The organism is Tsuneonella litorea, from assembly GCF_025154015.1.
Lineage (GTDB): Bacteria > Pseudomonadota > Alphaproteobacteria > Sphingomonadales > Sphingomonadaceae > Tsuneonella > Tsuneonella litorea.
Genome location: NZ_JAOAMV010000001.1, coordinates 234,407 through 256,114, shown reverse-complemented (window position 1 = coordinate 256,114; position 21,708 = coordinate 234,407). Strand labels below are relative to the sequence as shown.

Here is a 21,708-nt window from a genome sequence, read left to right as displayed (position 1 = left end):
TCGCCTTGATCGATTTACCGCTTCGCAAGCCCGAAAGGCTAGCGTGCGGGGCATGGCAGACCGCCGCGCCACGCTTGCCGCTCTCGCTTCCGCCGCCGTGGTCGGCTGGTGCTCGCGGCCCTGGGGCGATGGCCCGCAAGCGCAGATCGACCACCCCGCTCCGGACACGCCGGCGGATCGCGAGGCAGTGCGCAGGTTTCGCGAATGGCAAAAGGCGAACGCCCTCCCGGCTGTATACCTCGAACCGGTCGGCCCGGCGCTCGCGACTCCAGGCGGATCGCGGATCGGCGGGCCAGTCTGGCTGCCAGCGGGCGAACGGTGGCCGACCGACGCGAAGGGCGTGCCGATGACCTTCCTCGCGCAGCTCGACTTTGCGAAGTTGCCGACGCTGGAGGACTATCCCTCGCATGGCATCCTCCAGTTCTTCATCGGCCACGATGTCTACTATGGGGCCGACTTCAACGGACCCGGGGGCGGAAGCTTTCGCGTCTTCTGGCGCCCTACGCTCGACGGTGTGGGTGCGATGCACCTCGGCAAGGTGCGGAACGACCTTAAGCACGGATTCGACACCAATTCTCCCCTGGAGCCCAAATCGGTGCTGACGGGCTATCGTCTCGCCGGCCGAAAAGGCACGCACGAACCGACGATCACCGACTGGCGGTTCCAACGCGACCTCAAGGACATTGCCGACGGGCGCGGGCGGGGCGGGGTCAACCGCCTCGTCAACGCGCAGCTGGAGAAGCACCTCGAGCGCCACCATTTGGGCGGCAATCCCGATTTCACGCAGGACGACTGGCGCTGGGAGCCGAAATACCAGGGCTACGACCGCGTGCTGCTCAACCTGTGGAGCGACAACACGGTGATGTGGGGCGACGCGGGCCAGGGCCAGTTCCTGATCCGGCGCGCCGACCTGCTCGCGCGAGATTTCAGCCGAGTTGCCTACCAGTGGGATTGCAGCTGAGAGCTAACCCCCGTTTCAGCCTTCGTGGATCGCCTTGGGCACCATGCAGGCCATGACGCCCTCGCGCCCGTCCTCGCTACCGTAGCCCGACCATTTCACGCCGCCGAACGGCGCGTCGACCGCCGAGACGCCGCCAGTGTCGATCGCCAGCATCCCTGCCTCGACTTCCGCCGCAAGCCGGCGTCGCCGCGCCGGATCGCTCGTCCAGGCATAGGCGGCAAGGCCGTAGGGCAGGCGATTGGCCTCTTCGATCATCGCGTCCTCGCCCGCCATCGGATTGAGGATCGCCACGGGGCCGAACGGCTCCTCGTTCATGATCTCGGCTTCCTGCGAGACTTCGCTGAGAACAGTGGGTTGGTGGAAAAAGCCCTGGTTGCCGATCCGCTCGCCGCCGAACAGCAGATTCGCGCCGTGCGACTTGGCGTCGCCGATTAGGCTCTCCATCCGCTCGAGGCCGCGCGCGGACGCCATCGGACCCATCGCGGTGTCCTTGTCCATCCCGTTGCCAACGGTGACGGCCTTGGCGCGCTCGACGAAACCGTCGCGGAACTTCTCGAAAACCGGTTCCTCGACAAGGAAGCGCGTGGGGCTGACGCAGACTTGTCCTGCGTTGCGGTACTTGTTCGCCACCATCGTATCGAGCGCCTTGTCGATGTCGCTGTCAGCGAACACCAGCACAGGCGCGTGGCCGCCCAGTTCCATCGTCGCGATCTTGAGATCATCGGCGGCGAGCCTGGCGAGGTGCTTGCCAACCGCAGTTGAGCCGGTGAAGGTCACCTTGCGGATCACGGGGGAGCCGAGCAGGTGGCGACTGACCTCGTCGGGCACGCCGAACACGCACTGCGCCGCATCGCCCGGCACACCCGCGTCAACGAGAGCCTGGACCAGCGCGAGGCCGGCCGAGGGGGTCTCTTCTGACGGCTTGACGATCGTCGAGCATCCAGCGGCGAGCGCGCCGCCGATCTTGCGCATGACGTTGAGCGCGGGGAAGTTCCACGCCGCGAACCCGGCGACCGGGCCGACCGGGTGATACTGCACCTCGACCCGCGAACCCGCCGGACGCACCAGCGTGCGACCGTAGATGCGCTTGCATTCGCCGGCGTAGAATTCGAGCAGCATCGCACAGTAGATCGTCTCGCCGACCGCTTCCTTGATCGGCTTGCCCTGCTCCCGCGTGATCGCGGCGCCGATTTCGTTCGCGCGCTCGCGGATGAGCGCGGCGGCCTTCGTCAGAATCGCCGCACGCTGGTCTGCGCCGGTGCCGCGCCACGCCTTGAACCCGCGCGCGGCGGCCTCGAGCGCGCGGTCGAGGTCGCCCGTGGTCGCATGGGTCACCTGCCCGATCGCCTCTCCGGTCGCCGGATCGAGCACGTCCGCGGTGTCGCGCCCATCTCCGGAAAGGGTTTCGCCGGCGATCAGCAGGTGGGTGTCGGTCATGTCTTGCGGTCTCCAGTGCGGCTTGGGTTCGGGTCCGAAGTGCGAGCGGCACGGCGCGAATGCAAGGGCGATGCGCGGTCTGGCGCGGTTCATGTGCGGTGGGCTACAGGCCGGCGATGATCCGTCTCGCCGTTCCCGCCCTGCTTCTCGCCGCGGCCCCCGCCATCGCCCAGGACGCCGCTCCGGCGGAAGGACCGGCAGCCCCGCTCTCGATGCAGCAGCAGGCCGCGCTCAAGTGCTCTGCCGCCTTCGCGCTCGGCGCCGCCGAGCAGGCGCAGGGCCGCAACAAGGCGTGGCCCCTGCTTGCCGAAAGGGGCAAGGAATTCTTCGTCCGCTCCTCTGCCGCGATCATGGACGAAACCGGCTGGACGCGCGACCAGGTCGCCGACGAGCTGACCGCGCAGGCGCGCGATCTCCGCCGGCCGGGAGCACTCGAGGCGGCGATGCAGCCGTGCCTCCTGCTGCTCGACGCGTCGGGGCTCTGACGCGGCGAACCGGGGCGGCGTTCAGCGGCGGGCAAGCGCGCGCCTCCTAGGCTTTGCGCCGATTCGCCTGGTCTTCGGACCGCTTGTCCCGGGAGGTTCGCCATGCGCGTTCTCGTCACCACTCTCGCCGCTGCGGCCCTTGCCGCTCCGCTTCCCGCCTTCGCGCAGGACTACGGCCCGGATGCCGATGTCGATACCGATACCGAGGTCGCTGCCGCCCAGATCGAGGCGGCGCTCGGAAATCCGGCGGTACAGGCGGCGGTGGCCGAGGGGATGGCAGCGGCGAGCGAGGCGATGCTCGACCTGCCGCTCGCGCCGCTCGCGCGTGCCGTGGCCCAGGCAGCCGGCGAGGACCCGGAAGAAATCGATCCGGACATGACCATGCGCAGTGTCTCGCCCCGGGCGCAGGAGGTACCCGACAGGGTGCGCGAGAGCCTGCCCCGGATGATGGGCGCGATGGGCTCGATGGCCGGCGGTATCGGCGCGATGATGCCCGCGCTGCGCGAGATGGCCGAACGGATGCGCGCGGCGATCGAAGACGCCGGCACCTCTGCCCGCTACTGAGGTTTTTCCGCCGCTTATTTCCCGCCTGTCAGGTGGATTTGCGCCGCGCGCTGGTGCATGACGCCAGGCCATGTGGCGCCTCTACCAATTTCCGCTCTGCCCGTTCAGCCGCAAGGTTCGCCTGCTGCTGAGCGAAAAGGGCGTCGGCTACGAACTCTGGCGCGAAAACCCGTGGGAGCCGTCGGAGGGCTTCTGGCGGCTCAACGCCGCAGGGCGCACGCCGGTGCTCGAGGACAAGGCGAAGGGCGTCGTCCTCGCCGACAGCCGGGCGATCTGTGAATACTTCGAGGAAACCGTCGACAGGGCCGCGATGATCAACGGCACCGCGGCCAACCGCGCGGAGATCCGCCGCCTGGTCGCGCTGTTCGACGAAAACTTCTACGGCGACGTGGTCGCTCCGCTGCTCCACGAACGGATGAAGAAGCGGCTCGTCCTGCGCCAGCCTCCCGACAGCAGGGTCCTGCGCGAGGCGATGAAGCTGGCGCACGAGCATCTCGAATACGTCGACTGGCTGGTCGAGACGCGGGCCTGGCTCGCCGGGTCTACCATGAGCCTCGCCGACCTCGCCGCCGCGGCGCAGATCTCGGTTGCGGACTACCTTGGCGGGATCGACTGGACCGGCCACGACGAGGCGCGCGGCTGGTACGCGGTGTTCAAGAGCCGGCCGAGCTTCCGCCCGCTGCTGACCGAGCGGATGGAGGTGATCCAGCCCCCGGCACATTACGGCAAGGTGGACGCGTGACCCGCGCTTGAGGCGGCGACTTCAATACCCATATCCTGCCCGAAGGAGACTGCCCGATGAGCATCGACCCCAGGGACCTGACCGACGACCAGTGGCGCGAGAAGCTCAGCCCCGAGCAATACCAGGTCCTGCGCCAGGCGGGGACCGAGCGCGCCTTCACCGGCAAGTACGACAAGAACTACGATCCCGGCGAATATCGCTGCGCCGGCTGCGGCCAGCTACTGTTCGAGAGCGACGCCAAGTACAACAGCGGGTGCGGCTGGCCGGCCTTTACCGCGCCGGCGGAAGGGTCTGCAGTGGAGGAGCACCGCGACCTGAGCCACGGCATGATCCGCACCGAAGTCGTCTGTTCGAATTGCGCCGGCCATCTCGGTCACGTGTTTCCAGACGGTCCCAGAGAAGCGGGCGGAATGCGCTACTGCATCAATTCCGCCGCGCTCGATTTCTCGCCCCGGGACGACGCGCAGGAATAGCCGTTCACGCCGGGTTACATCTCGCCTATGCACCCCCGCGACGGAAGGTAACGAGGGTGCGGCTCTAGGATGGCCAGGCGAGGGAGCCGGCGCGCGGCAAGCGAGGCGCAGCGGCGGCGGCAGAGCGGGAAAGCGAAGCACGCGGCAAGCGGCTGGCGCCTGTGGCTGCGCCGGGTTTTTCTGTGGGGCGGCGGCGCGGCCGTGCTGGGCGTGATCTTCGTCGCGCTGGCGGTGCTGTTCGCGGCGCGTTCGCTCCCCAGCTACGCCTCGCTCAAGGCGAGCCAGCCGGGTCAGACCATCGTCGTGCGGGCGCGCGACGGGACCGAGCTGGTCGAGCTGGGGCCGAGCTACGGCAAGTGGCTCGACAGCTCGCAGATCCCGCAGGTGATGAAAGACGCGATGGTGTCGGTCGAGGACCGGCGGTTCTATTCGCATCCCGGCGTCGACCCGATCGGCCTCATGCGGGCGGTCTACGTCTGGATCACCGGCGAACGGCGGCTGCAGGCGACCTCGACCCTGACCCAGCAGCTGGCGCGCAACCTGTTCCTCAACTCGAACCGCTCTTTCGACCGCAAGGCGCGCGAGATCATCCTCGCGATGGCGCTCGAGACGAAGTTTTCCAAGCAGCAGATCCTCGAGCTTTATCTGAACAAGGTCTATTTCGGGGGCGGGGCGTATGGCGTCGATTCCGCCAGCCGCAAGTTCTTCAGCCACGACGCGACCGACCTGTCGACCGCCGAGGCGGCGATCATCGCGGGGCTCGTCAAGGCGCCCAGCCGCTACTCGCCGACCGCCGACATCGACGCGGCGGTGGGTCGGGCAAACGTGGTGCTGCGGCTGATGCGCGAGCAGGGGCGGATCAGCGCCAGCGAGGCCGCGGTCGACCCGAGCGCGGTCAAGCTGAAGAAGGACGCGAGCCAGAACTCGGTGCGCTACTTCACCGACTGGGCGCTGCCCCAGCTCGAGATCCTGCTGCCCGAGACGTTCGAGCCGATCGAGGTGTGGACCACGCTCGACGTCGGAATGCAGCAGGCGGCGGCGACCGCGATCAAGTCCAACGTGCCTGGCGGGGCGCAGGGCGCGCTGGTGTCGATGGACCGCGACGGGGCGATCCTCGCGATGGTCGGCGGCACCGACTACGTCACCACCAACTACAACCGCGCGACCGATGCGGTGCGCCAGCCCGGCTCGGCGTGGAAGCTGTTCGTCTATCTCGCGGCGCTCGAGGCGGGTTACACGCCCGACGACCGCGTGAAGGACGTGCCGGTCACGATCGACGGCTGGAGCCCCCGAAACGACGGCCGCAGCTACGCTGGCGAGATCGACGTGCGCACCGCGTTCGCATACTCCAAGAACACGGTCGCGGCGCAGCTCGGCAACGAAGTCGGGTTCGGAACGGTCGCGTCGATGGCGCGGCGGTTCGGCATCACCACGCCGATCTCGACCTATCCGGCGATGGTGCTGGGTACCAGTGAAGTCCGCGTGATCGACCTGACCCGCGCCTTTGCCGAAGTGGGCGCGGGCGGGATGAGCCTCGAGCCGTTCGGCATCGTCAAGGTGACCACGACCGCCGGCGACGTGCTCTACCAGCACGAACAGGCGCGCTCGACACGGCTTGTGCCAGATTATGTGGCGGCGGGAATGACCGACCTCTTGCAGACCGCGGTCAGCACCGGCACCGGGCGTGCCGCGCAGATCGGGCGGCCGGTCGCGGGCAAGACCGGCACTACGAGTTCGAGCAAGGATGGATGGTTCCTCGGCTTTTCGAGCGGGATCACCACCGGGGTCTGGATGGGCCGCGACGATGCGAAGCCGGTTTCCGGCCTGCACGGTGGCACCGCCCCGGCGCGCGCCTTCGCCGCCTACATGAAGTACGCGGTCAAGGACCGGCCGGTCGAGGCGTTCGACACCGATCTCAAACTGCCCGACTGGCAACTGGAACCCGACGAGGAATACCTGTTCGGCGGCAACCCGGACGATTACTATTACATCGACGAGCAAGGCAATCTCGTCGAGCCTTCGCGTCCCGGACCCGGTCAGTCCCAGCCCCCTGACCCCTTTCCCGTCGAGGGCGAGCAGGTCCCCGGCGTTCCGGCGCGGCGGCCGGGACCGCCCGATGAGGCGACCCAGGCGGCGAGCGACGATTTCCTCGACCGCGCCACCGGCGTGCGGCCTCCGTCGCCGCCTGCCGTGCCGCGTCCCCGGCAAACCGCGGTGCCGCCCTCGGCTGCACCCGCTCAGCGCCCTCCAGGCAACTAGAAAATTGTCTCGATTCTGTCGTCGTCGGCAGCAATTAACGAGTCCTTCAAGTAATTCGCTCCATTGCGGCGAAATAACACACGGTCGCTCTCAATTCTTCATCAGGAAGGAAGAGCGTAAAAATGAAACCAGGCTCAAAGGCCGAGCGACGCACGGCAATGCGGCACAGCACGTCGCTCGAAGGACAATTGAAAAGCAGCCGCGGCGCGCGCCAGGCCGTGGGAATCGTCGACCTTTCGACCCACGGCTTCAACGCATCGTTGCAATCGCGCCCGCTCGCCGGTGGCACGGGATTCAGCCTCAAGATCGGGGGGCTCGAAATGCTGGGGGCCGAGGTCTGCTGGGCGAACTGCACCAATGCCGGCTTCCGCTTCGATCGCCCGCTTCATCCGGCGGTCCTCGATCACGTCGTGCGGTCCCATCCGCCCGAGGCATCGGACACCTGACCTCGCGATCGATGGGCCCACGGATGCACGCCGGGCAGGACGAGCCGCTCAAGGGTGAACCGGGACAGGCGTGCGATCGCCGCGGCGACGCGCGCATCGAGTCGGGCGCTTCGGCCATCGCGCGGATACCCGCCAGTCCCCACCGGGTCACGCTGATCGACGTTTCGCGCACAGGTTGCCGGATCCGGGTCGGCGGACTCGCCGTGCCCGTCGGCGCCACGGTGACCCTCGATTTCGGGCCGGACCGGCGATTGTCGGGCCAAGTCGTATGGGCACAGCCACGCACGGCGGGAATCCGGTTCGACGAGGCACTGCCGGGAAGCCTCGCCGCCGCACTGGGCATCGAACCGGCTGTGGGTGTGGTCGTGGATGCCGGACCCGCATCCAGCGCCGGACCGGTCGCCCAGGGCCAGATGTGCCGCCTGCCCCACTGGCTGCGGGTCGTTCTGGGCCGTGCGGCCTAGCCAGGTTCGGCGGGTCCAGGGAATATCCCCGCCCGGCGTGCTGCCAGGCGGGGGCCTGTCGGCCGCTTCGCGTGCTGCTCAGCGCAGGCGAATGGGCACGTAAGTCAGCGGCCGCCCGCGTCGCTGGATCCGCAGGAGTACGCTTTCGCGCCCGGCCGACTTCGCCTCACGGACGATCGCCTCGAGGTCCCCGATCGCGTTGACCGGCCGGTAATTGGCGGTGACGACGATGTCGCCGCGCTGCAGGCCCTTCTGGCCCGCGTCGGAATTGCCGTCCACGCCCAGGATCACCAGCCCGCCGGTATCGGTCGGCACGCCGAGCTGCTGAGCATACCGCGCGGTCAGCGGGGACACCTGAAGGCCAAGGTCGCGCGCCAGCGCCTCGCCGCTGGTCGCGCCGCTCGCGGGGCGATCGTCGTCCTGCTGCGGGTCGCCGTTGAACATCTGCGACTGGGCGAGTTCCTCTTCGCTGGGACGCTTGCCGACGGTCACGGTCACCGAGCGGCGCTGCCCTTCGCGGTAGAGCTCGATCGGGATGCGCTTGCCCGGCGCGATGTTGGCGACGAGGAAGGAGAGCGTCTGGTCGCTCGTCACCTGCTTGCCGTCGACCCGGGTGATCACGTCGCCCGGCTTGATCCCGGCCTTGTCGGCCGCCTGGCCGGGCTCGACCGACTGGACGAATTCGCCCTGGTTGGGCGGCAGGTCCAGCGAATCGGCGAGGTCGCCCGCGACCGGCTGGATCTGCACGCCGAGGTAGCCCCGCTCGATTTCCTGGCCCGCGCGCAGCTTCTCGACGATCGGCGCGGCGATCTCGGCGGGAATGGCGAAGCCGATGCCCACGCTGCCGCCCGAAGGGGAGAAGATCGCGTTGTTGATGCCGATGACGTTGCCCTGCATGTCGAACAGCGGGCCGCCCGAGTTGCCGCGGTTGATGCTGGCGTCGGTCTGGATGTACCGGTCGTAGGCGCCGCCCGACCCGGTGTTGCGGTAGACCGCCGAAACGATGCCGCTGGTCACCGTGCCGCCGAGCGCGAACGGGTTGCCGATCGCGATCACCCAGTCGCCCACGCGGGCCTGGCTGGAATCGCCGAACTTGACGAACGGGAAGGGCTCGCGCCGCTCGATCTTGAGCACCGCGAGGTCGGACGAGGCGTCGTTGCCGATCAGCTTGGCCGGCAGGACGGTGCCGTCGGTCAGGGTGACCGAGATTTCCTCGACCTCGCCGCGGCCCTGCGGCGCGATGACATGGTTGTTGGTAACGACGTAGCCGTCGGCCGAGATGATGAAGCCCGAGCCCAGCGACTGCGCTTCGCGGGTCTGCGGCTGGCCGCCGCCGCGATTGCCGAACAGGCCCTCGAACGGCGTGCCCGCAAAGGGGTTCTGCTGGCCAGCCACCTGGATCCGCTGGCGGGTCGAGATGTTGACCACCGCCGGCTGGAGCTGGGCGGTGAGATCGGCGAAACTCGCGGGCGCGCCGGCGCGGGGCACCACGCGGGCCATCTGGCTGTCGTCGTTCTGCGCCACCTGGGCACCCGCCGGGTGACCGGTGATCAGGGATATCGCGGCACCGCCGAGGAGCAGCGCCGATGTCAGTCCATAGGAGTATCGCACGCGCCTGGATTCCTTTACTTGCATCTCTTCCAATTCTCCCTCGGGCGCGCACTCTCGCCCGCGGGGCTTAACCCTCATTGAACATACCGACGAACGCTCAACGCGATCCGCGGAACTGCTTCAGGTACTCGTTGCTCGGGTCGAGCACGAAGGTGCTCCCGGACTTGGAGTCCGCCGCGAAGGTCGTGTCGTAGCTCTGCATGGCGCGATAGAAATCGTAGAACTGCGGGTCCTTGCCATAGGCTTCGGCGTAGATCTTGGCGGCCTGTGCGTCGGCCTCGGCGCGGATGATCTGGCCGTTCTTCTGGCCCTGCGCGCGCAAGGTCGCGGCTTCCTGCTGGCGCGCCGTTTCCATGCGCCGGAAGGCTGAGATCAGCGGGCTGCCGTCAGGCAGGTCGGCCTGCTTGATCCGCACGTCGATCACCTGCGCGCCGTACTTGCGGGCCTGCTCGTCGAGCTTGCGGGTGATGTTCGCCATCGTCGTCCCGCGCTCGGCGGTGAGCAGCGAGGCGAAGCTGCGCCGGCCGAGTTCCTGCCGCACCACCGACGAAAGGATCTGCGACAGCTGGCTGTCCACCGTCGGCAGCGTGCCGGCGGTCTGGACCATCCTGACCGGGTCAATGATCCGGTACCGGGCATAGGCATCGACGTTGAGGCGGAGCTGGTCGGTCGACAGGACCGTCTGCGGTTCCATGTCGATCTTGAGCACCCGCTTGTCGATCCGCTCGACCCGCTCGTAGAACGGGATCCGCAGGACGATGCCGGCGCCGGTTTCGCCATAGGGCTTGTCCGGCTGAAAGCGGTTGGCGACCCGGTCGGGACGGCCCGCCTGGATGATCACCGCTTCCTGCGTCTCGGGCACGACGACCACGCTCGACCACAGCGCTACGAGCGCGAGGGCGACCGCGACGATCGAGGTCTTATGGGTTTCCCAGAAGCCTTCCATCACTGGTCTCCCGCCGCGGACTGGCCCGCCGCCTGGGCGCGCCGCTTGAGTTCGGGAAGCGGCAGGTAGGGCGTGACCCCCTGCGCTTCGATCACGGTCTTGTCGTTGTTGCGCAACACGCGCTCCATCGTCTCGTAGTAGAGCCGCCGCTTGGTCACGTCGGGGGCCAAACGGTACTGCTCGTAGATCTTGTCGAAGCTGGCCGCGTCACCCTGCGCGCGGGCGAGAACCTGTTGCGCGTAGGCTTCGGCCCGGTTGATCTCGGCGTCGGCGTCCTGCTGAGCGGCCGACACGTCCTTGAACGCCTCCTCGACTTCCTTTGGCGGATCGGTCTTCCTGATCTGGACGCCCTGGACCGCGATGCCCGAGCGGTAGGTGTCGAGGATCGCCTGCATACGCCGCATGACCGAACCCTCGATGTCGGCACGGCCGGCGCCCGACAGCACCTCGTCGAGTGACTTCTGCGCGACCGATGCGCGCATCGCGGCCTCGGCCACGTCGCGCAGGGTCTCTTCGGGGTCCTTGAGCTGGAAGCGGAACTGCTTGAGGTCCTTGATCGACCAGCGGACGTTGTAGCTGAGGTCGACGAGGTTCTGGTCGCCGGTCAGCATCAGCTTCTGCGCCGTGCCTTCGGGGATCTGCTCGTCGCGGAACTGGCTGACTTCCTCGATGTCGACCTGCTGGATCGGCCACGGCAACGTGGTGTTGAGGCCCGGCGTCAGGGTGCGCGAGTACTGGCCGAAGGTGGTGACGATGCCTTCTTCCTTGGGGCCGACCTGGTGGACCATCGACACGCCCAGCCAGACGAGCACGATCGCCCCGACTGCGAAGGGAAACCAGCTCCCGCCGCCGGGCCGCTCGGGCAGGCGAAAGCCCGGTCCGCCCCCTCCGCCACCGATCCGGCGGCGCGGGCCTTCGGGGCCGCGGTGCTTGAAGATGTCCTCGATGCTGGCCGACCGGCGCGGTTCATCGCCGGAAGGGAGCCACGGATTGCGCGGTCCCTTGCGTGCGGGCTTGTCCGCCGCCGGTTCGTCGGGGCTCGCAGCCCCGTCGTCCGCAGCGCCGGTTTCCGGTTCCTCGCCAGGCGTCTTGCCGCCGCCGGGCTTGGAGCCCCACGGGCTCTTGCCGGCCATCGCGAGGCCGATAACGCGTCCCAACCCATCCTTCATGTCCATGGGGTCACTTATAGGTACGCCGGGACGGAAAAACAGGGGTTGCGCTCGCGATTTTGCTGCTAGTGCCGCGGTCCTATGGACGAGAGTACGCTGAAGGATCGCCTGCCCCGGACAATCGCGACGCGGGTGCGGTCGCTCAAACTGCGCGACGGGACGGTTACCGTGATCCTTGACGGGACGGGTCTTGCGCCGGGCGGCCGGGGCGACCTCGAGAATGCGGTGAAGGACCTGCTCGGCGAGGTCGAGGGCGTGACCGAGGTGCGGATCGCGGTGATGAGCGACAAGCCTGCCGCGCCGGTGATCGTCGCGGTCGGATCGGGCAAGGGCGGCGTCGGCAAGTCGACGCTCACCGCCAACCTCGCGGTCGCGCTGGCCCGGATGGGCCGCAAGGTCGGCCTCGTCGATGCCGACATCTACGGCCCCAGCCAGCCGACACTGCTCGACACCGAGGGCGTGCGGCCCGAGGCGCGCGGCGAGAAGCTGGTGCCGGTCGAGAGCCGGTTCGGCGTGCCGATGCTGTCGATGGGCCACCTGGTCGAGCCGGGCAAGGCGCTCGCCTGGCGCGGGCCGATGGCCTCTGGTGCACTGGGGCAGTTGATCGAAGCGGATTGGGGCGACGTCGAGGTGCTGCTGCTCGACCTCCCGCCGGGTACCGGCGACGTGCAGATCACCATGCTGCAGAAGCACCGGCCGGCGGGCGCGGTGATCGTTTCCACCCCGCAGGACCTTGCTCTGATCGACGCGCAGCGCGCCGCGGAGCTGTTCGCCAAGGGGCCGGTCCCGGTGATCGGGCTGGTCGAGAACATGGCCGGCTATGCTTGCCCGCATTGCGGCGAGGTGAGCGACCCGTTCGGCCGCGGGGGCGTAGAAACCGCGGCCGCAGCCGCAGGACTGCCCTTCCTCGGGCGCATTCCGCTCACCCTCGCCTTGCGCGAAGCGAGCGACGCCGGCGAACCGCCCGCGGCGGGCGAGAGCGAGGTGGCGGACACGTTCACCGCGATCGCTGCGAAGGTTTCCGCCTGGCTCGACGAGAGGTCGGCGTAAGCGATGCAGGTCAGCCGCCGGGGCCTTCTTGCAGGCGCCGCGGTGGGCGGCGGGCTGGTGGTCGCGTGGGCACTCTGGCCGCGCGAATACCGCGCTCCGCTGACCCCGGGCCGCGGCGAGTGGGCCTATTCGTCGTGGCTCAAGATCGGGCGTGACGGCGTTGTCACGGTGGCAGTCCCGCAGCTTGAAATGGGGCAGGGGGTGACCACGGTGCTCCCCCAGATCGTCGCGGCCGAACTGGGCGCCGACTGGCGCACGGTCGCGGTTGAGCCGGCTCCCGTTTCGGGTGCCTATCCCAACCTGCCGCTTGCGGCGAAGTGGGCACCGCTGTGGATGCCCTTCGCGTCCGGGCTGGCCGACGATCCGCGCAAGCTGGTCACGCGGCGGTGGGCCGAATCGACCGGCTTTACCGCGACCGCCGAGGGAAGCTCGCTCGCTGCCTACGAAGGCCCCGCGCGCGAAGCGGCGGCGGCGGCGCGCGCGATGCTGTGCATGGCCGCTGCCGACAGGTGGGACGTTTCGTGGGAGGAGTGCGAAGTCCGCGACGGGATCGTCGTCCACGCGGGCCGGCACCTGAGCTTCGCGGCACTCGCCGAGCACGCATCGAGCTACGACCCGCCCGATCCGCCGCCGGTCCGGCCCGAACCCTACGCCGAGGCGCCCGCCGCGAGCGGAGAGATCGAGAGCCTTGTCTATCCGCGGCTCGACCTGCCGGCCAAGGTCGACGGCACGTTCCCCTTCGCGGGCGACATTCGCCTGCCGGGAATGCTCTACGCCGCGATAAGGCAGGGGCCCATCGGCGATACCGAACTCGAGGGATTCGACGAGGCGGCGGGCGCGACAGTCCGCGGCCTGCGTGCGGTGGTCAGGTCGCGCGGCTGGCTCGCCGCGGTGGCCGACACCTGGTGGGCAGCGGAACAGGCGCTGTCGGCGATGAGTCCGGTCTGGCAGACCACCGGCCGTGCCGGGAGCGAGCGGATCGACGACGCGCTCGACGCCGCGCTGACCGTAGGGGAAGCGAGCCGCATCGCCACCCGCGGCGCGGGCGATTCCGGCAAGGGCGAGCCCACGGTCACACACCGCTACGAGATCGCGCCGGCAACGCACGCGACGATCGAGACCGCGACCGCAACCGCCCGGCTTGCGGACGGCAAGCTGGAACTCTGGGTCGCTTCGCAGGCGCCGGCGCTGGCCAAGGCGGCTGCAGCGAAGGCGGTCGGACTGTCGGCAGAAGACGCGGTGCTCTATCCGATGGCCGCGGGCGGCAGCTTCGACCGGCGGCTGGAACACGATCACGCGATCCAGGCGGCGGTGATCGCCAAGGCCGCTGGAGCGCCGGTCCAGCTCGTCTGGTCGCGCTGGCAGGAACACGTCGGCGGGCGCCCGCGCGCCCCGCTCGCCGCGCTCGCCAGCGCGTGGACCGCGCAGGAAGACGGAACGCCGACTGCGTTGCGGCTGCGGGTCGCGATGCCATCTACCACCGCCGAGTTCGGGGCCCGCCTGTTCGGCAACAAGACCGCGCTGGCCGCGCGCCGGGCCGCCGCTGCGGCGCCCGACCCGCTCGCCTTCGAAGGGGCGACCACGCCCTATGCCATCCCCGACGTGGCGATCGACCATGTCCCGGTCGACGTCGGCCTGCCCAGCGGGCGGCTGCGCGGCAACGCGCACGGATACCTCGCCTTCATCACCGAAAGTTTCATCGACGAACTGGCCGCGCGCGTCGGGCGCGAGCCACTGGGCTTCCGCATGGCGCTGCTGGGCAGCGACCCGCGCCTTGCCGAATGCCTCCAGCGTGCCGCGCGCCTTGGCGAATGGGACGGCGGATCGGGCCAGAGCGGCAATGGCATCGCGTGCTGGCGCATCGGCGATCCGGAAAGCGGGGGCCCGGTGGCGCGGATCGCCTGCGTCGCTTCGGCACGGGCGGGCGAGGGCGGGGTGCGCGTCGAGAAACTCAGCGTGGCGGTCGACCTGGGGCGGATCGTCAATCTCGACATCGCCCGTCAGCAGATCGAGGGTGGTCTGATCTTCGGCGTGGGCCTCGCGACCGGCTCGGCGCTCCAGTTCCAATCGGGACTTCCGACCACGAGCCGGCTCGGCGCGCTTGGGTTGCCCGCGCTCGCCGACAGCCCCGAGATCGCGGTCGACTTCATTCCCGGCGAAGGCGAACCCGCCGATCCCGGCGAGATCGGCGTTGCCGTGGCACCCCCCGCCATCGCCAACGCGCTCCATTCGGCGACCGGCCTGCGCCTGCGCCGCCTTCCCCTGCTGTCCGAGGGCCTATGACCTGGCAACCGCAATCGCTTCCCGCCGACCACCCGCCCGTCAGGAGCGGCCGGATCGGCGTGCTCGTCGTGAATCTGGGCACGCCCGACGCGCCCGACCCGGCCAGCGTCAAGCGTTACCTCGGCGAGTTTCTGTCCGATCGCCGAGTGGTCGAGATCCCCGCGCTTCTGTGGCAGCCGATCCTGCGCGGGATCATCCTCAACACGCGGCCGAAGAAGAGCGCGGAAGCCTATGGCCAGGTCTGGACCGAGGAGGGTTCGCCGCTCGCCGCGATCACGAAGGCGCAGGCGGCAGGCCTGCAGGACCGCCTCGGCGCAGGCGTGATCGTGCGCTACGCGATGCGATACGGCCGCCCCTCGATCGGCGACGAACTGCAGGCGCTGATGGACGCCGGGTGCGACCGGATCCTCCTCGCGCCGCTCTATCCGCAATACAGCGGCGCGACCACGGCGACCGTGGTGGACAAGGCTGCGGACAAGCTGCGGACAATGCGTTGGCAACCCGCACTGCGCACCCTGCCGCCCTATCACGACGATCCTGCCTACATCGACGCACTCGCCGCCGATCTCTCCGCGCAGCTCGACCGGCTCGACTTCGCGCCCGAGGTCATGCTGCTCAGTTTCCACGGAATGCCGCAGCGCACGCTCGAACTGGGCGATCCCTACCACTGTCACTGCCGAAAGACGGCGCGCTTGCTCGAGGCAGCTCTGGACCGCCGGGACCTACGGATCGTCACGACCTTCCAGAGCCGGTTCGGGCGTGCGAAGTGGCTGGAGCCCGCCACCGATGTCGTCATCGAGGAAGAGGCCCGCGCGGGCACGAAGCGTCTCGTGGTCGCGGCGCCGGGCTTTTCCGCCGATTGCCTCGAAACGCTCGAGGAGCTGGCGATCCGCGGCCGCGAACAGTTCCTCGAGGCTGGCGGCGCGCAGTTCGCGGCGCTGTCCTGCCTCAACGCGGGCGATGCGGGGATGGCGATGCTCGAAACGATCGTCCGCCGCGAGCTTGCCGGGTGGCTCTAGCGGGCTTACAACCATGTAAGTTGTCAGGAGCTACCCGTGGCCAGCCTCGCCGAACCGATCCTCGCGGCTCACCAGCCGACACAAGCACCCCCGTCGCATTGGTCCGAAGGGCGACTGACCGACGCCGATGTCGCTCACATTCCCGGCGAATCCGGGCCGCCGGTCGTCGGCAACCTGTTCCGAATGCTCGCCGATCCGCACGGCTTCCACTGGCGCATGTTCCGCGAATACGGCCCGGTCTACAAGAACAAGACCCTGGGCTACTGGCACATCATGCTGATCGGGGCCGAGGCGAACGAGCTGCTGCTGTTCGACCGCGACAAGATCTTCTCGAGCGAACAGGGCTGGGGCCCGACCCTGCACCAGCTGTTCCCGCGCGGGCTGATGCTGCTCGACTTCGACCACCACCGGGCCGACCGGCGCGCGCTGTCGATCGCCTTCAAGCCCGAGCCGATGCGCCATTACGCCGACGCCCTCGACCGGGGGATCGCGGAAGAGGTGGCGCGGTGGAACGGCGAGATGCTGTTCTACCCGGCGATCAAGAAGCTGACGCTCGACCTTGCCGCCGACAGCTTCCTTGGCCTTCCCTGGGGTCCTGAGGCCGACCGGATCAACCAGGCGTTCGTCGACATGGTCGCCGCCTCGGTGACCCCGGTCCGCAAGCCGCTGCCGTTCACCCAGATGCGCAAGGGCGTGAAGGGACGCGCATTCCTCGTGGACTACTTCACGAAGCAGACCCTCAAGCGCCGCGCGGGCGAGGGGCTGGGGCAGGACATGTTCAGCCAGTTCGCCACCGCCACACGCGAGGACGGGGAAATGCTGCCGGTCGACGAGGTCGTCGACCACATGAACTTCCTGATGATGGCCGCGCACGACACCATCACCTCGTCCGCGACGAGCCTGGTCTGGCTGCTCGCCAGGCATCCCGAATGGCAGGAGAAGGTCCGGCAGGAGGCCTTCGCGGTGACCGGCGGGCCGGACAGCCACGGCAAGCCGCGCGGCGCGACATACGACGATCTGCCGAAGTTCGATCTGCTCGAGATGGCGTTCAAGGAGGCACTGCGGCTGATCACCCCGGTGCCCTCGATCCCGCGGCGCGCGCTGCGCAGCTTCGAATTCAACGGGGTTCACATACCCGCGGGTGCGGCGTGCGGGTTCAACGCGCACCTGACGCACCACATGGAGCAATACTGGGACAGCCCGGACACCTTCGACCCGATGCGCTTCACGCCCGACAAGGTGAAGGCGCGGCACAAGTATGCCTGGATCCCGTTCGGCGGCGGGGCGCACATGTGCCTGGGCCTGCACTTTGCCTACATGCAGGTGAAGATCCTCATGGCGCAGCTGCTCCAGCGTTACCACATCGAGGTTGCCGATGGCTACGCGCCGGAATGGCAGCCGTGGCCGATCCCCAAGCCCAGGGATGGTCTCAGGATCGCGCTTCGCCCGCTCTAGAAATCGATCGCTATCCCGTCCTTAACCCAGTCGCCGTAGCGGGTCGGGCTGAGGTCCTCGTCCACTGTCGGCGGCGCGGGCTCGGGCGCGGGATCGCTCGTCCAGTGAGCGGGCTTCTCGAACGTCTCGGGGCGTTTGGTGGCGCGCCCATCGCCATTTGGCTGGCTCATGCGGCCAAGATGGGCGCGCTGGCGCCCGGGTGCAATCGCCGATAGGGGCACGGGCATGGCAAAGGTTCAGGGTCTCCCCGCGCGCGCCGCTGCGCTCCGCATGCTCGACGCGGTGTTGCGCCGGGGCGAGACGCTCGAGATGGCCGAGCGCGCCCATGCGAAGGGCCTGACGCCGAGCGACCGCGGCCTCGCCCGCGCGATCGCCAGCGAGACCTTGCGCTGGCTGGTCGATCTCGACGCCCTGATCGACAGCGCCACCAAGCAGAATCTTCCCCACGACGCCAAGCCGCGCATGGTGCTGCGGATGATGCTCGCGCAGGTCCTGCGCCTCGACACCCCGCCACACGCCGCGATCGCGACCGGGCTCGAACTGCTTGCCGGCGGTCCGCGGCGGCTGGCGCACGGGGTGTTCTCGGCGCTGGTGAAGCGCGGGGTTTCGCTACCCGCGGTGCCGACGCTGCCGGAACCGGTGGCACGTCGCTGGGGCGAGCGCGCCGCGCCGATCGCCGCCGCGCTGGCCGAGCCGCCGCCGCTTGACCTCGCGCTCGGGGACCGGCGCGAGACCGACCGCTGGGCGAAGGAGCTGGGCGGGATGACGCTGGCCCCCGGCCATGTCCGCCTGCCCCGGGGCACCGCGGTCGAACGCCTCGCCGGGTTCGACGCCGGGGCATGGTGGGTCCAGGATCTCGCCGCGTCACTGCCCGGCAGGCTGCTTGGGGCGGGGGAGGGCCGGACCGTGCTCGACCTGTGCGCCGCGCCCGGCGGCAAGACGCTTCAGCTTGCTGCCGCAGGCTGGCAGGTGACCAGCGTCGACAAGAGCCTCAAGCGGCTCGACCGGCTGGTCGAGAACCTCGAGAGGACCGGCCTGTCCGCCGAGGTCGTCGCTGCCGACGCGCTGGCGTGGAAGCCGGGCCGCACGTGGGACGCGATCCTGCTCGACGCGCCGTGCACCGCGACCGGCACCTGCCGGCGCCATCCCGACGTGCTCCACCGCATCGGGCCGCGCCAGATCGAGGAGATGGCCGAGCTGCAGGCCGCGCTGCTGGACCGCGCGGCCGGCTGGCTCGCCCCCGGCGGCACGCTGGTCTACGCGACCTGTTCGCTCGAGCCGGAAGAGGGCGAGGCGCGCGCCGCGGGCGTCGCGCTCGATCCGCTTCCGGTCGAGGCCGGCGAACTGCCCGCCGGCCTTGCGCCGACGCCCGAGGGCTGGCTGCGGACCGAGCCGTCGATGCTCGGCGAAGCGGGCGGCATCGACGGCTTCTTCGCCGCGCGCTGGCGGCGGAGCTAGGCCTTCACCTTGTCCTGGAAGCTCTTCCTGAGCTTCATCAGCTTGGGCGGAATGACCGCGAGGCAATAGGGATTGCTCTTGCCTTCGCCCTCCCAGTACTCCTGGTGGTAATCCTCGGCCGGGTACCATTCGCCCGGCCCCTCGATCGTGGTCACCGCCTGCTGGCCCGGATGCTCGTCGTTCCAGCGCGCGATGGCGGCCTCCGCCTCGGCGCGCTGGGCGTCGTCGAGCGGAAAGATCGCGCTGCGGTACTGCGTGCCGACATCGTTGCCCTGGCGATTGAGCTGGGTCGGATCGTGGGTGCCGAGGAAGACGTCGTAGATTTCCGGCAATGTGATCGAGGCGGGGTCATAGGTGACCCGGATGGCTTCCGCGTGGCCGGTGCTGCCCGAACATACCTCCTTGTAACTCGGGTTCTCGACGTGGCCGCCGATATACCCGCTCTCGACCGCGCTCACTCCGACGACGTCGCGGAAGACTGCCTCGGTACACCAGAAGCATCCGCCTGCGACGATTGCCTGTTCGCTCATGCCATTCTCCTTTGGTGGGGGAGATAGGAAGCCTGGTTCCCCTTGTCAGCCGGCGGGTTGCGGCTACTCTTGCGATCCTGGCTTTTCGGGAGAGTATTCGTGCGTTCAGGTTACACTTTTCTTGCCCTCTCGCTCCTGCTGGCGGCCCCTGCGGCCGCTCACGACCCGGTTTCGATCGAGGCGGCAGCTGCGGCCGCGCTGGCGCGCGACAACCGCGCGCAGGACGCGGCGCGCGACCAGTATCGCCACCCGGCCGAAACGCTCGCCTTCTTCCAGGTCGAGCCCGACATGAAGGTCGGCGAATATGCGCCCGGCGGCGGATGGTACTCCCGCGTGCTCGGCAACTACCTGAGCCCGAAGGGGCGGCTGGTCGGGCTCTATTTCACGCCCGAGGAGGGTATCTTCGACGAAAAGACGCGGGAAGGCATTCGCCAGGGCGCGGCGGGCTTTGCGGCAAAGGTGGAGGGCTGGACCGCGCGTCCCGCAGCGGGCACATCGGCGCTCACGCTCGACGGGATCACCGACGCCGACAAGGGCACCTTCGACCGGATCCTGGTCATACGCATGATGCACAACATGATGCGCTGGAACTTTGCCGACAGCGAACTGAAGGCGATGCGCGATCTGCTGAAGCCCGGGGGCATGCTCGGGATCGTTCAGCACCGCGCACCCGAGTGGGCTGATGGCGACTACAGCAACGGCACCAGGGGATACCTGCGCCAGTCGGACGTTGTCGGTTTCGTCGAGGCGATGGGGTTCGACCTCGTCGGCGCAAGCGAGATCAACGCCAACCCGCGCGATACCGCCGATTACCCCGAGGGCGTGTGGGAGATGCCGCCCACCCTGCGCACGAAACGTGACGATCTGCGCACCCTGGGCGAGAGCGACCGGATGACCTTGCTGTTCCGCAAGCGCTGAGGCGCGCCGCGGGGCGGTGAACGGCGCATTCGGGTGGACTTCGCGCCGCGGGAGAAATAGGCCGCGGGCATGGCCTCCAGCGAACGCACCCTCACCGTCGCCGCGCTTCAGCTCGACCTCTCGTCCGACGACGCGGCGGCGAACATCGCCGCCGTTTCCTCGTTGGTCGAGGACGCTGCGAACAAGGGAGCGCAGGTAATCCTCCCGCCCGAACTCTTCTCCGGGCCCTACTTCTGCAAGGTGGAGGAGGAGGCCTTCTTCGCGCGGGCGCGACCGACGCTGGACGACCCCTCGGTCCTGGCGATGCAGAAGCTCGCCAAGGCGCTCCGGGTCGCGATCCCCACCAGCTTCTTCGAGCGCGACGGGCACCATTACTACAACACGCTGGCAATGATCGGCGCCGACGGCGAGATCATGGGCACCTACCGCAAGAGCCACATTCCCGACGGCCCCGGCTATGAGGAAAAGTACTATTTCCGGCCCGGCAACGACGGGTTCAAGGTGTGGGACGTGTTCGGGACCCGCATCGGCGTCGGCATCTGCTGGGACCAGTGGTATCCCGAAAGCGCGCGGGTCATGGCGCTGATGGGTGCCGAACTCCTGTTCTATCCCACCGCGATCGGTTCCGAACCCTACGATGCCGCGCTCGATACCAGCCGGATGTGGCGCCGCGCCATGCTCGGCCATGCGGTGTCGAACTGCATGCCGGTTATCGCCGCCAACCGCATCGGCACCGAAGACGGGCAGACGTTCTACGGCCACAGTTTCGTGACCGACGAGTGGGGCGATTTCCATTGCGAATACGGAGCCGCGGAAGCCGGCGCTCTCGTGGCCACGATCGACCTCGACCGGGCGGCGAGGCACCGCGCGGGCATGGGGTTCTTCCGCGACCGGCGCCCGCAGCTCTACGGCCGGATCTGCGAGGACGTCTGACCGCGCACCGCTACCTGGTCGCGCTGGGGTCGAACGTGCGGCATCCCCGCTACGGCAACCCGCGAAGTGTGATCGCCGCGGCGCTCGCGGCACTGGACAAGGCCGGCGCCCGCGTCGAGGTCGCCTCGCCGGTGATCGCGAGCGTCCCGCTCGGCCCCTCGCGCCGCCGCTACGCCAACGCCGCCGCCGTGATCGCCAGCGCGCTGGCGCCCGAAGGGCTGCTCGACGTGCTGCAGGCCATCGAGCGCGATTTCGGCCGCCGCCGGCGCGGCGCGCGGTGGGGCGCCCGGGTGCTCGACCTCGACCTGATCCTGTGGAGCGGGGGGGCGTGGGCCAGCGACCGCCTCGTGGTGCCGCACCCGCTGTTCCGCCGCCGCGCCTTCGTCCTGAGGCCGGCCGCGGCGATCGCACCCGAGTGGCGCGACCCGCTGACAGGCCTGACCCTTGCCCATCTCCATGCGCGCTTGACCCGCGGCAATCCGCTGGCCTAGGGCCCCGCCTGCCG

Annotated in this window: 22 protein-coding genes; 16 read left to right on the top strand and 6 right to left on the bottom strand. The window is 69.0% G+C overall.

Annotated features, from left to right (window positions below; all coding sequences use genetic code 11):
* Window positions 1-52: 52 nt before the first annotated feature.
* Complete coding sequence (locus N0B51_RS01100; protein ID WP_259960344.1) at window positions 53-961, top strand: YwqG family protein; 909 nt, start codon at window positions 53-55, stop codon at window positions 959-961.
* 15 nt (window positions 962-976) lie between these two features.
* On the opposite strand, the gene N0B51_RS01095 is transcribed toward N0B51_RS01100, so the two are convergent.
* Complete coding sequence (locus N0B51_RS01095; RefSeq protein ID WP_259960343.1) at window positions 977-2,398, bottom strand: NAD-dependent succinate-semialdehyde dehydrogenase; 1,422 nt, start codon at window positions 2,396-2,398, stop codon at window positions 977-979.
* 116 nt (window positions 2,399-2,514) lie between these two features.
* Between N0B51_RS01095 and N0B51_RS01090 the strand changes: the two genes are divergently transcribed.
* The 7 genes from N0B51_RS01090 (at window position 2,515) to N0B51_RS01060 (ending at window position 7,831) form a co-directional block, all read left to right on the top strand.
* Window positions 2,515-2,883 (top strand): hypothetical protein, encoded by a 369-nt coding sequence (locus tag N0B51_RS01090; RefSeq protein WP_259960342.1) that lies wholly within the window; start codon window positions 2,515-2,517, stop codon window positions 2,881-2,883.
* Between the two features lie 102 nt (window positions 2,884-2,985).
* Window positions 2,986-3,447, top strand: coding sequence for a hypothetical protein (locus tag N0B51_RS01085; protein WP_259960341.1), 462 nt, complete (start codon window positions 2,986-2,988; stop codon window positions 3,445-3,447).
* Window positions 3,448-3,517: 70 nt separating this feature from the next.
* On the top strand, window positions 3,518-4,189 hold the full coding sequence (locus tag N0B51_RS01080) for a glutathione S-transferase family protein (RefSeq protein WP_259960340.1): 672 nt from the start codon (window positions 3,518-3,520) through the stop codon (window positions 4,187-4,189).
* 56 nt (window positions 4,190-4,245) lie between these two features.
* Window positions 4,246-4,662 (top strand): peptide-methionine (R)-S-oxide reductase MsrB, encoded by a 417-nt coding sequence (gene msrB / locus N0B51_RS01075; protein WP_259960339.1) that lies wholly within the window; start codon window positions 4,246-4,248, stop codon window positions 4,660-4,662.
* A 69-nt stretch (window positions 4,663-4,731) separates the two neighbouring features.
* Window positions 4,732-6,921: a transglycosylase domain-containing protein gene (locus N0B51_RS01070; RefSeq protein WP_259960338.1), complete on the top strand. Its 2,190-nt coding sequence runs from the start codon at window positions 4,732-4,734 to the stop codon at window positions 6,919-6,921.
* Between the two features lie 158 nt (window positions 6,922-7,079).
* Complete coding sequence (locus tag N0B51_RS01065) at window positions 7,080-7,367, top strand: hypothetical protein (protein ID WP_259960337.1); 288 nt, start codon at window positions 7,080-7,082, stop codon at window positions 7,365-7,367.
* 23 nt (window positions 7,368-7,390) lie between these two features.
* Window positions 7,391-7,831: a PilZ domain-containing protein gene (locus N0B51_RS01060; RefSeq protein WP_259960336.1), complete on the top strand. Its 441-nt coding sequence runs from the start codon at window positions 7,391-7,393 to the stop codon at window positions 7,829-7,831.
* A 78-nt stretch (window positions 7,832-7,909) separates the two neighbouring features.
* Here the strand turns inward: N0B51_RS01060 and N0B51_RS01055 are convergent, their stop codons facing one another.
* The 3 genes from N0B51_RS01055 to hflK all read right to left on the bottom strand — a co-directional run bounded on the left by N0B51_RS01055 (window position 7,910) and on the right by hflK (window position 11,563).
* Window positions 7,910-9,442, bottom strand: a complete 1,533-nt coding sequence (locus tag N0B51_RS01055) for a Do family serine endopeptidase (RefSeq protein WP_259960335.1) — start codon at window positions 9,440-9,442, stop codon at window positions 7,910-7,912.
* A gap of 97 nt (window positions 9,443-9,539) precedes the next feature.
* Entirely contained in the window at window positions 9,540-10,388 is an 849-nt protein-coding gene (gene hflC, locus N0B51_RS01050) for a protease modulator HflC (RefSeq protein WP_259960334.1), read from the bottom strand.
* Window positions 10,388-11,563: an FtsH protease activity modulator HflK gene (gene hflK, locus N0B51_RS01045; RefSeq protein ID WP_259960333.1), complete on the bottom strand. Its 1,176-nt coding sequence runs from the start codon at window positions 11,561-11,563 to the stop codon at window positions 10,388-10,390. Before hflK ends, hflC begins: the two co-directional genes overlap by 1 nt.
* A gap of 75 nt (window positions 11,564-11,638) precedes the next feature.
* On the opposite strand from hflK, the gene N0B51_RS01040 reads away from it, so the two are divergent.
* The 4 genes from N0B51_RS01040 to N0B51_RS01025 are packed head-to-tail and all read left to right on the top strand — an operon-like array spanning window position 11,639 to window position 17,364.
* Window positions 11,639-12,607, top strand: a complete 969-nt coding sequence (locus tag N0B51_RS01040; protein ID WP_311201815.1) for an Mrp/NBP35 family ATP-binding protein — start codon at window positions 11,639-11,641, stop codon at window positions 12,605-12,607.
* Between the two features lie 3 nt (window positions 12,608-12,610).
* Window positions 12,611-14,890, top strand: coding sequence for a molybdopterin cofactor-binding domain-containing protein (locus N0B51_RS01035; RefSeq protein ID WP_259960332.1), 2,280 nt, complete (start codon window positions 12,611-12,613; stop codon window positions 14,888-14,890).
* The gene (hemH, locus tag N0B51_RS01030; protein ID WP_259960331.1) at window positions 14,887-15,909 is read left to right on the top strand and encodes a ferrochelatase; all 1,023 of its coding nucleotides are present in this window, start codon (window positions 14,887-14,889) and stop codon (window positions 15,907-15,909) included. The genes N0B51_RS01035 and hemH overlap by 4 nt, the downstream gene beginning before the upstream one ends.
* A gap of 36 nt (window positions 15,910-15,945) precedes the next feature.
* Window positions 15,946-17,364: a cytochrome P450 gene (locus N0B51_RS01025; protein ID WP_259960330.1), complete on the top strand. Its 1,419-nt coding sequence runs from the start codon at window positions 15,946-15,948 to the stop codon at window positions 17,362-17,364.
* On the opposite strand, the gene N0B51_RS01020 is transcribed toward N0B51_RS01025, so the two are convergent.
* The gene (locus N0B51_RS01020; protein WP_259960329.1) at window positions 17,361-17,534 is read right to left on the bottom strand and encodes a DUF1674 domain-containing protein; all 174 of its coding nucleotides are present in this window, start codon (window positions 17,532-17,534) and stop codon (window positions 17,361-17,363) included. The two genes, N0B51_RS01025 and N0B51_RS01020, sit on opposite strands and share 4 nt — an antisense overlap.
* A gap of 55 nt (window positions 17,535-17,589) precedes the next feature.
* Between N0B51_RS01020 and N0B51_RS01015 the strand changes: the two genes are divergently transcribed.
* Entirely contained in the window at window positions 17,590-18,822 is a 1,233-nt protein-coding gene (locus tag N0B51_RS01015) for an RsmB/NOP family class I SAM-dependent RNA methyltransferase (RefSeq protein ID WP_259960328.1), read from the top strand.
* Here the strand turns inward: N0B51_RS01015 and msrA are convergent.
* On the bottom strand, window positions 18,819-19,352 hold the full coding sequence (msrA, locus tag N0B51_RS01010) for a peptide-methionine (S)-S-oxide reductase MsrA (RefSeq protein WP_259960327.1): 534 nt from the start codon (window positions 19,350-19,352) through the stop codon (window positions 18,819-18,821). The genes N0B51_RS01015 and msrA overlap by 4 nt on opposite strands.
* Before the next feature lie 99 nt (window positions 19,353-19,451).
* Here msrA and N0B51_RS01005 point away from each other — a divergent pair, with 99 nt between their 5' ends.
* The 3 genes from N0B51_RS01005 (at window position 19,452) to folK (ending at window position 21,694) form a co-directional block, all read left to right on the top strand.
* A complete protein-coding gene (locus N0B51_RS01005; RefSeq protein ID WP_259960326.1) occupies window positions 19,452-20,270 on the top strand; it encodes a class I SAM-dependent methyltransferase in 819 nt (272 codons plus the stop codon).
* Window positions 20,271-20,339: 69 nt separating this feature from the next.
* Window positions 20,340-21,203: an N-carbamoylputrescine amidase gene (aguB, locus tag N0B51_RS01000; RefSeq protein ID WP_259960325.1), complete on the top strand. Its 864-nt coding sequence runs from the start codon at window positions 20,340-20,342 to the stop codon at window positions 21,201-21,203.
* Window positions 21,200-21,694, top strand: a complete 495-nt coding sequence (folK, locus tag N0B51_RS00995; RefSeq protein WP_259960782.1) for a 2-amino-4-hydroxy-6-hydroxymethyldihydropteridine diphosphokinase — start codon at window positions 21,200-21,202, stop codon at window positions 21,692-21,694. Before aguB ends, folK begins: the two co-directional genes overlap by 4 nt.
* Window positions 21,695-21,708 lie beyond the last annotated feature (14 nt).